8 protein-coding genes are annotated in these 9,709 nt (G+C 69.1%); all 8 read right to left on the reverse strand.

Annotation, left to right across the window (positions count from 1 at the left end):
- Window positions 1-16 precede the first annotated feature (16 nt).
- The gene (gene panB, locus RAH39_RS01855; RefSeq protein WP_306591104.1) at window positions 17-880 is read right to left on the reverse strand and encodes a 3-methyl-2-oxobutanoate hydroxymethyltransferase; all 864 of its coding nucleotides are present in this window, start codon (window positions 878-880) and stop codon (window positions 17-19) included.
- Between the two features lie 61 nt (window positions 881-941).
- Window positions 942-4,331 carry an ATP-binding protein gene (locus RAH39_RS01860; protein ID WP_306591105.1) on the reverse strand — a complete coding sequence of 1,130 codons (3,390 nt, stop codon included), beginning with the start codon at window positions 4,329-4,331 and terminating at the stop codon, window positions 942-944.
- A 77-nt stretch (window positions 4,332-4,408) separates the two neighbouring features.
- Entirely contained in the window at window positions 4,409-5,302 is an 894-nt protein-coding gene (locus tag RAH39_RS01865) for a protoheme IX farnesyltransferase (protein WP_306591106.1), read from the reverse strand.
- A gap of 10 nt (window positions 5,303-5,312) precedes the next feature.
- Window positions 5,313-6,260 (reverse strand): cytochrome c oxidase subunit II, encoded by a 948-nt coding sequence (gene coxB, locus RAH39_RS01870; protein WP_306591107.1) that lies wholly within the window; start codon window positions 6,258-6,260, stop codon window positions 5,313-5,315.
- Between the two features lie 17 nt (window positions 6,261-6,277).
- The gene (locus RAH39_RS01875) at window positions 6,278-6,574 is read right to left on the reverse strand and encodes a cytochrome C oxidase subunit IV family protein (RefSeq protein ID WP_306591108.1); all 297 of its coding nucleotides are present in this window, start codon (window positions 6,572-6,574) and stop codon (window positions 6,278-6,280) included.
- 87 nt (window positions 6,575-6,661) lie between these two features.
- On the reverse strand, window positions 6,662-7,264 hold the full coding sequence (locus RAH39_RS01880) for a cytochrome c oxidase subunit 3 (protein WP_306591109.1): 603 nt from the start codon (window positions 7,262-7,264) through the stop codon (window positions 6,662-6,664).
- The gene (locus RAH39_RS01885; RefSeq protein WP_306591110.1) at window positions 7,264-8,880 is read right to left on the reverse strand and encodes a cytochrome c oxidase subunit I; all 1,617 of its coding nucleotides are present in this window, start codon (window positions 8,878-8,880) and stop codon (window positions 7,264-7,266) included. Before RAH39_RS01885 ends, RAH39_RS01880 begins: the two co-directional genes overlap by 1 nt.
- Entirely contained in the window at window positions 8,877-9,707 is an 831-nt protein-coding gene (locus tag RAH39_RS01890; RefSeq protein ID WP_306591111.1) for an SCO family protein, read from the reverse strand. The genes RAH39_RS01885 and RAH39_RS01890 overlap by 4 nt, the downstream gene beginning before the upstream one ends.
- Between the last annotated feature and the right edge of the window lie 2 nt (window positions 9,708-9,709).

The raw sequence follows: 9,709 nt of genomic DNA on the forward strand, positions 1-9,709 counted from the left end.
TTTACCGAGGGCGCGATCAGGGATGCCACTGGGTCAGAACCGGACGAACGGCTTCTGGAAGGGTATAGGATTCCCGGCTATCCGGGAACCCTCCCGCCCGCACGTCCTCCGCCCAGACGGCCATTCCGTCGCGGAGAACCTGGAATCCATCGACATAGCGCCGGACGAATTTGGGGGAGGAGCCGGGCAGCAGACCGAGGAGGTCGTGGAAGACGAGGACCTGCCCGGAGCACCCGGGTCCCGCTCCGATCCCGATGGTGGGAATCTCCAGGGTCTCGGTGATCCGGGCGGCCAGATCCGCGGGGATGCCCTCCAGCACCAAGCTGAAACATCCCGCCTCCTGGAGCTTGTGGGCGTCTTCCAGCAGGCGGACAGCGTCTTCGGCCTGCCGGCCCTGCACCTTGTAGCCGCCCATGGGGTTGACGCTCTGGGGCGTGAGCCCCAGATGCCCCATCACCGGGATCTCCGCGTCCAGCAGCGCGTGGATCATGGGCAGCCGCTTGGCGCCGCCCTCCAGCTTCACCGCCTGGGCGCCGCGCTGGAGGAAGCCCCCCGCGTTCCGGAGGGTGTCCTCCACGCTGAGGTGGAAGCTCAGATAGGGCATGTCCGCCACCAGCAGGGCCGCGGGCCGGGTCCGGGCCACCGCTTCCAGGTGGTGGTTCATCATCGCCATGCTCACCGGCAGGGTGGTCTCGAACCCCAGGCAGACGTTCCCGACGCTGTCGCCCACGAGGATGACGTCCACGCCGGCGGCATCGGCAATCTGGGCGGTGACGGCGTCGTAGGCGGTGGTCATCACCACCTTCCGGCCCTCCAGCCGCCAGGTCTGGAGCTGGGGGAGGGTGACGCGGGCGCGCGATTCGGCGGGCTGGTGGCTCATGGGGTCTCCGCTGGAAGGTCGAAGCCGTGGGCCTCCATCAAACCACCGAAGGGAAAGCCCGTCACTCCAGGTCGGCCAGCCTCGCGGTCAGGACCTGGGTGGGAGTCCAGTCCATCAAGGGGGCGACCCGCTCCGGGAGGACGAACTGCAGACCGGCCGCTTCGACCGTGCGGCGGAACCGACGGAGGTCCTCCCGGCCCAGGAAGGACGTTTCGTACGCGGGCGGAACGCGGCTCCACATCTGCTGGAAGCTGGGGAACGCGTCCTGCAGCCGGGCCCGGGCGCCCAGTTTCTCCCCGCGCTGGAGCAGGAGCAGGGCTCCCTCCGCGCTGGCCTCCAGGATGGGGGCGGGGAACTGGAGGTCCCGGGCGGCGGCCAGGACCTCGCCCCAGGCCCGCAGTCCCTCCTCCGCCACGGGCTCCGACGCCGGGACCGTGGTCAGGAGCAGGGCGTGGGCGCGGTGCCACTCCAGGTCCAGCCAGCGGGAACCTGACCCCTCCACGGGGCCTTTGAGGCTCTCGAGGATCGTCCATCCCTCTCCGGGAGCTGTCCCACCCGCGCCCTGAACCTCCCGCGCCAGGGCCTGGCACAAGTGGAGCTGGGCCAGACGGTGGCGCCACAGCATCCCCGCCGCCTCGAAGTGATCGGCCGCGGCCTTGAAGCACCGCGCGGCCTCTTTCCAGGCTCCCCGGAACCGGGCGATGTCCCCTTCCAAAATGCTGAAATCGCCCCGCTCCTCCGGCGACAGCAGGGCGGGCGCGACGGACGCCTGGAACAGGGCGTGGTCCGCCGCCACCGGATCGCCGAGGGCGGCCAGGGTCCGGGCTCGCCACAGGCGCGCGACGGCGGCGCGGGGCGCGTCCCCCACCCGCTGAGCCCGCTCGAGGGCGCGATCCAGGTGGACGAGGGCGGGCTCCAGGAGCTGCTGGAGGCTGCGCGCCATGCCCAGGGCGAGGTGCGCTTCGGCCTGGAGGGCTGGGTCCCCCTCCAGCCGGGCGGTATGGAGGGCCTCCCGGAGGAGGGCCACGCAGGCGTCCCCTTCGCCCCGCACGAGGTGGACCTGCGCCAGCGCGACCTGGACGGGCACCAGGGCGCGGAAATCCCGGGCGTGTTCGAGAGCCCGCCGCAGGGACTGGAGGTGGGCGGCGGCGCGCTGGAACTGGCCCTGGGCGATGAGCGCCCGCCCGAGCGTGGTGAGGAGGGCGGTTTCGTCCGGATCCGGGACAGCCTCGCCGCGAGGTCGCAGCCCTTCCTCCAGGGCGCGGATCCCTTTGGCCAAGTGCCCCTGAAAGAGGTGAAGGCGGCCGCAGGCGAGGCGCAGGCGGGCCTGCTCGGGATGGAGAGGGTGATCCGCGAGGCGCTCCGCCGCGGTGCCCAGGGCTTGCTGGGCTTCGCCCACCCGGCGGAGGTGGAGCAGCAGGAGCGCGCGCTTGCGGTGGATCCGGGCTTCCGCCAGCCGGGCACCCCCGTGGGCCTCCGCCTGCGACAGGGCCGCCAGGGCCCGATCCAGAGATTCCAGAGCCCCCGCCTGGGGAGGGCCGATCAGAGCCTCCATCGGTGGGGTCCCCCGGGCCCACGCCTCCGCCAGATGCTCGTGCAGCCGGGCCTCGTCCCAGGGGCGGGGATGCAGGCGCAGGGCCTGTTCCACCATGCGAGTCGCCACCTCGATGGGGGGCGGCGCTTCGTCGTCGAGGGAGGCCATCAGCGCGGCCAGGGCGGCGGAGTCGCCCACGGCCAGGGCATGCAGGGCGACGGCGCGGGCTGGAGTGCCGTCCAGCCGCTGGATCACCGGAAGGAGGACGAGGGCCAGCCCCTTGAGGGTGGAGGATGGCACCCCCGCGAGGACCAGGTCCCGCCACGCGGGATCCGAAAGGCTCGCTTCGCCCCGCCGCAGCCGCACCAGCCGCGAGGCGAAGGCTTCTTCCATCGCGTCCTCCAGGCTCTCTTCCCCCAAACCCACGAGGGAGGCGAGGGTATCCAGCGGAAGGGGGCGCTCCGCGAGGGCGAGGAGGCGGATCAGGGTCGCCGGCGCGGGGCTCAGCCGCTGGAGGCGGCCCCGGAATACCTGGCCGAGCAGATCCTCCGCCACCTGGGGCGGCGCGGCCCCCGGGTGCAGGCGCCACCGGTCGTCGTCCCACGCGAGGGCGCCCTCCTGTTGGGCCAGTTCCAGGAGGTTGCGGAGGAGCCCGGGATTCCCGAGGCTCCGGGCCACCAGTCCGTCCACGTAATCCTGGGGCAGCTCGTGGGAGACGAGGAGGTCATCCAGGACGCGGGCGAGTTCCGGGTCCTCCAGGCGGTCCACCCCGACCAGGGCCGCGGAGGCTTCTCCCCGCAAATCCGCCACGAGGGGCCGGAGCCCGGCGGGAGCGTCTCCCGTCGTGAGGGAGAGGAGCCAGGGGAGATCCGAAGCGCGGATCAGTTCCCGCAGGAGGGCCAGGACTTCCGGCGCGGCCTGCTCCAGTCCCGACAGGCGGATCAGCCGGGGATGCTGGAGCCGCGCGGCCTCCAGCGCCGCCGCCGCGGCTTCCACTTCCTCCGGGTCCGGGGAGCTGTCCGTGGGATGCAGGGGCCGGCCGTCGGCGAGAAAGGCGAAGGCCGGGAGGCGGGGAGCCAACAGACGCGCGGCTTCCGGGTTGCGGGCATAGAACTCCGCCTCGCCGCCGGCAAGCAGGCTCTCCAGCAGGCGCCTCAGGAACCGCCCCGCCGATTCGCCGGGGGAGATCCCCAGGGAATGGACCCACGTCCCCTCGCTCTCCGCCACCGCGCAGCCCCACGCCGCCAGATGGCCCTTGCCCACGCCTTCCTCTCCCTGAAGGAGGACGATCCGTTCGGTGGAGGCGGGGGCGCTGAGGCCCAGCATCAACGACTTGAGGTAGGTCATCTCCCGCCCGCGCCCGCGGAGGGGGCGGATCACGGGCGCCGACAGGGCCCGGGTCTGCCGCCAGGGAGGATCTTCCGGTGCGAGGGGGCCCGGGGGAAGGGCGGCGAGCGCCGCGGACAGCGGGATCAAAGGCTGGGCGGGTTCACCGAGGAGGCGCGGGATCTGGATGAGGCCCGGAAGGAAGGTGATCGCGTCGGGATGGAGGAAGCGGGGGTGGGGATTCCCGACGAGGCTCGCGTCCACGCGGCGGAGGGCTTCGTCGCGGGTTTCGGGATCCCAGCCCGGCCACAGGCGGGACAGGGGCGCGCCGTGGAGGGCCTGGAGGTGCCAGGCGTGGTGGTCGTCAAACCCCAAGTGGGCCGCCTCGGGATCCACCGGCGCAGCGTCCAGGAACCGCGCGAGGAAGGCTTCCCGGAGCTGGTCCAGATCGCGGTCCGATGGGCGGGGCGTCCAGATCTGGGCCACGAAGCGCCCGCCGTCGGATTCGCGCCGGAGCAGGTGGAAGGACGCCGCTTCATCGCCGCCGAGGTCCGCCAGGACGGCGAACCGGTGGGCGCCGAAAAAGCGCATCACCGCCACGGAAGCGGCTTCCGCGCGGGAGCGGGGACGGAGGGGAACATGCCGGGAAGTGTAACCCCGGCGGGCGTTCAGCGGCTGAAGAAGGGGTCCAGGATGACCGCCGCGGTGAGCACCAGCGCGAAGAGGTTGATGTTCATGAACACGCGGCGATAGAGCGGCGCGTCCTGGCCCGGCCGGAGAAGGGGGATCGAGCCCACGATCAGCCAGATCGCGCCCAGGCCGAGCATGATCTCCGCGGGGCGGGACGCGAGCACCCGGAACAGAGGGAGGAGCCCGCAGGCCGCGGCGGTGCCGCAGGTCCAGGTGAAGGTCAGCCGCGACAGCCGGGGCCGGCCGAAGACGGAGACCAGGGTGGGGAATCCGGCCTTCTCGTAGCCCTCGGCGTGGAGGCCCACCAGCAGCCAGAAGTGGGGCACCTGCCAGATGAAGAAGACGAAGGCGAGGGCCAGGATCGAGGGATCCGTGGCGCTTCCGCCCGCGGCGGTCCAGCCGATCGCCGGAGGCAGGGCGCCGATCAGCGAGCCGGGCACCACCGCGAAAGCGCTCACCCGCTTGAGGGGCGTGTAGAACCCGTTGTACCAGCCGAGGGCCAGGGCTCCCAGAAGGGCGGAGGTGAGGTTGTGGGCGGCGAGCAGGACGATGAAACCCGCGATGGCGAGCCCCACGGCGAACACCGTGGCCGCGGCGGGAGACACGTCGCCCCGCGGAATCGGCCGCTGGGCGGTGCGGGGCATCAGCGCGTCGAAGCGGCGCTCCTGGACCTCGTTGAGGGCGCTCGATCCCATCGCCAGCAGCAGGATGCCGATCAGGGTGGTGATCAGCCCCGCGTCCACGCCCCGCAGGCACGCGACGTAGCCCGCGGCCGCGGTGAAGGTGGACGCGCCGGAGATGCGGAGCTTCGTCAGTTCCAGGAGGGTGGAGAGGGGGTGGGGCTTGGAGGCCGGGATCGCGGCGACGGTCAAAGCGGAGCTCCTAGTTCAGGGTCTTGATGTAGCTCACGACCTCGGACACTTCCTGGTCGGTGAGGGGCAGCTTGGGCATCGCGGGGGGATAGCCGCGGACCACCTGATCCATCGGATCGGTGATGGCGCGGCGGACGTGGGCCTCGTCCACCACCACCGCGCGGTAGGAGCCGGCCATGAGGACCTCCTCCTGGCGGCCGTAGAGGGCCCGCAGGGTGGGCCCGACCTTGGGCTTGCCGTCTACGGAATGGCAGGCCAGGCAACCCTTCGAGGCCAGGACAGCGAAGCCCGGATGTACGTTCGCCAGGTCGGGATGGGCCTCGGCGGTGCGGATCCCCTTCCCGGGCTCCGGCGCGTCCTCCCCGCCGAAGTACCACGCCTTGAACTCATCCTCGGGCACCACCACGACCTTGCTGAGCATCACGCTGTGGTCCACGCCGCAGATGACGGTGCATTCGATGTCATAGGAGCCGGGCTTGGTGGCCTGGAACCAGGTGGTGTTGGTCCGCGAGGGCACGGCGTCGATCTTGAGGCGGAAGGACGGGACGAAGAATCCGTGGACCACGTCCGTGCTGCGGACCTCCAGCTTCATGGGCTTGTGGATGGGCGCGAACAGAACCTTGGTCTTCTTGCCGTTGGGGTATTCGAAGGACCAGCTCCACTGGCGGCCCATGACCTTCACGGCCATGGCGTCGCGGGGCGCCTGGCTCATGTACTCGTAGTTGGTCCAGCCGTAGTAGAAGATCGACAGGAACAGCACCAGGGGAATGACCGTCCACAGGATCTCCAGGCCCACGTGCCCCTCGATCTGCTCCGCTTTCGGATGGCGCTTGCGGCTGTAGCGGATCACGAAGTAGATCATCAGCACGGTGATGAAGATCAGGAACGCCACCGATAGGCCGAACACGTAGAAGAAGACCGCGTCGGACTTCTGGGCTGAAATGGCGGCTTGGTTCATCCAATCCATGGGAAGCCTCAGCGGAATGCGACGTCGGAGAACAGCAGGGCGAAGGAGATCAGCAGGCTCGCGAGTGTCACGAGGACCACGATCTTGAACAGCGCTCCTTCGTACTTCAGGTGCATGAAGAAGTAGAAGACCAGCCCGGCCTTCAGGGGGGTCAGGGTCAGCAGCCCCCACACGGCGTAGGTCTGGCCGAGGTGGCTGACGCCCACCAGGGCGGCCGTGAGGATCAGCAGGGCCACCCAGACCTTGATGAAGGTCCCGTAGCCGGGATGGGCGTGGGCCTCGGGAGAATGGAGGGTTTCACTCATGAGGTTCCTCGGACCGAGCGTCCAGCTTCGCTGGAGGCGAGGTGGGGGACCGGGGGTGGGCGCGCAGCGCGGAACCCCCGGAGGAGGTCAGGCAGCCAGGTAGAACAGCGGGAGGAGGAAGATCCAGATGACGTCCACCAGGTGCCAGTAGAGGCCGCCGTTCTCCAGGTGGATGTAGCGGTCCGCGCGGATGCGGTCCGTGGCGACCCACCACAGCATGACGCTCAGCACGCCCAGCCCGATGATCACGTGCAGCCCGTGCAGGCCCGTCATCGTGAAGTAGAGCCCGAAGAACACCTGCTGTCCGTGGGGGAGCGTGGCGAGGTGGGGGGAGCTGGGATAGAGGCCGTGATGGAACTTGGCGCCCCACTCGAAGGACTTGATGACGAGGAAGACCAGCCCCAGCACCAGCGTGGTGCCGAGCAAGAGCATCGCCCGCATCTTCTCCGCGCGCTGGACGGCGACGATGGCCAGGACCACCGTCAGGCTGCTGGTGAGCAGCACCACGGTGTTGACGATGCCCAGGACGGCGTTCAGCTCGGCGCCCGCGTGATGGAAATCCGCGGGGTAGAGGTAGCGCATCGAGGAATAGGAGATGAAAAGGCCCCCGAAAAGGACGATCTCCGTGACCAGGAACAGCCACATGCCGAGCCGGGCGCCGAAGTCGTCGCGGTGGACGTGCTCGCTCATCAGGACTCCTGCGGGAAGTGGTAGGCCCCGTGGGTGACGGTGGGAATGACTTCGAAGTTCTCCTGGGGGGGCGGGCTGGGGATGGTCCACTCCAGGGTGACGCCGCCCCAGGGATTGGCCTCCGCTTTCGGTCCGCGGAAGATGGCGTAGAGCAGGGTCGCGAAGAAGCCCAGGAGCCCGAGAATCAGCAGCCAACTGCCGACGGTCGCCACGACGTGCATGGTGTGGAACTGGGGCAGGTGGACGTAGTAGCGCCGGGGCATGCCCATCACGCCGAGGATCAGCATCCCGAAATAGAGCATGTTGAACCCGATGAACAGGGGGACCCAGGACGCGTAGATGGCCTTCTTGGAATACATCTTCCCGAACATCTTGGGGAACCAGTAGAGCAGCGCCGCGAACAGCGCCATGCCGGTGCCGCCGAACATCACGTAGTGGAAGTGGCCCACGATGAAGTAGGTGTCGTGGATGTGGACGTTCACGGCCAAGGCGCCCTGCATGACGCCCGTCAGGCCGCCGATGCAGAACAGGAAGATGAAGGTCAGGGCGAACAGGAGGGGCGGCTGGAAGTCGATGCTCCCCTTGTAGAGGGTGCTCACCCAGTTGAAGACCTTGATGGCGCTGGGCACGGCCACGATCATCGTCAGGAGGGAGAAGAGCATCGTGGCCAGGCTGCTCATCCCGGACGTGAACATGTGGTGGGCCCACACCAGGCTGCCGACGCCCGCGATGGATAGGGAGCTGAAGGCGATGGCCTTGTAGCCGAAGATGGAGCGCTTGGCGAAAGTGGGGAGGATCTCCGTGATGGCGCCCATGGCGGGCAGGATCATGATGTAGACCGCCGGGTGGGAGTAGATCCAGAACAGGTGCTGGTAGAGCAGCGGATCGCCGCCCTTGGAGGGATCGAAGATGCCGATGCCGAAGGCGCGCTCCAGGATCACCAGCACCAGGGTGATGGCCACGATGGGCGTCGCCAGGATCTGGATCCACGACGTGGAATAGAGGGCCCAGCACATGAGGGGCATCCGGAACCACGTCATCCCCGGGGCGCGGAGGCGATGGATGGTGGTGATGAAGTTGATGCCCGTCAGCATCGACGAGAAGCCCAGCACGAACGCCGCGAAGACCGCCAGGCTCACGTTGGTGCCGGTCTTCAAGCTGAAGGGCGCGTAGAAGGTCCAGCCCGTGTCGGGCGCGCCGCCGCCGGTGAACAGCGACAGCACCGCGAGGATGGCGCCGGCCATGAAGAAGTACCAGGAGGTCAGGTTCAGCCGGGGGAAGGCCACGTCCTTGGCGCCGATGAAGATGGGCAGGAAGAAGTTCCCGAAGATGGCGGGAAGGCCCGGCACCACGAACAGGAAGATCATGATCACGCCGTGGACCGTGAACAGGGCGTTGTAGGTCTGCGCGGTGATGAGCTTCTGGAAGCCCGCCAGCTGCACCAGGCGCATGACGAAGCCGATGCCCGCGCCGATCAGGAAGAAGCTGACCATGGAGTAGAGGTAGAGCAGCCCGATGCGCTTGTGGTCCGTGGTGGTGAGCCAAGCGAGGAGGCCCTTGCGCGTGCCGGTGTCCACCAGGTAGCTGGGCTGTGCCGGGATCGACTGTGCGCTCATGCGCCCTCCTCTGCCTTGACTTTGGGGCTCCGGCCCCGGCGGGTCACCAGGACCACGAATACCGCCGCGGCCAGGAGGGTCACGATGGCGCCGAGGGTGGTGGTGTTCAGGACGTACCGCCGCCCCGCCGGGTCATAGCTGAAACAGAACTTCAGGAACTTGTTGATGGTGGGCTGAGCCTCGCCGCGGGCCGCCTCCTGGGCGGCCATCTGGAGATCCGCGGGCAGGTAGGTGGTGCCGTACATGTAGCGGGTCACCTTGCCGCTGGGGCTGAGGAAGATGATCGCGCCCGCATGGACGAAGTCGTCGTTCACGCGCTTGAACTTGAAGCCCACGGAGTCGGCCAGGGCCTTGGTGGTGGCCGCGGGGCCGGTCAGGAAGCGCCAGGCCGCCGGAGGGAAGGGCCGGGTGATCTCGCCCAGGTAGTTGGTGCGCTTCTGGGCGGCGACCTCGGGCTCGTCCCGCTCGTCGAAGCTGACGGTGAGCACCTGGAAGTCCTTCCCGGGCGCGGCCAGCGTGCGGTTCAGGACTTCGGCCACGCCGTTGAGCTGGGGCGTGCAGATCCCCGCGCAACGGAAGTAGTTGAGGGTGAGGATCGTGGGCTTGTCGATGAGCGAGCGGAGCGTGACGGGCTGGCCGTCTTCGGCCTTCAGGACGAGATCAAGGGGAATCGAGGCTCCGAGCTTCTCGTCCACCCCCACTTCCTCGGGCGTGAACGTGGGCACCGCCGTCGGGGGAGGCGCGGCCGGCGCCTGGGCGAAGGCGGACGCGCGCAGGCACAGGGCGACGGCCAGCGCGAAAGCGGATCGGGAAAGGAACGGGCGCATGG

Source organism: Geothrix sp. 21YS21S-4, assembly GCF_030845995.1.
GTDB lineage: Bacteria > Acidobacteriota > Holophagae > Holophagales > Holophagaceae > Geothrix.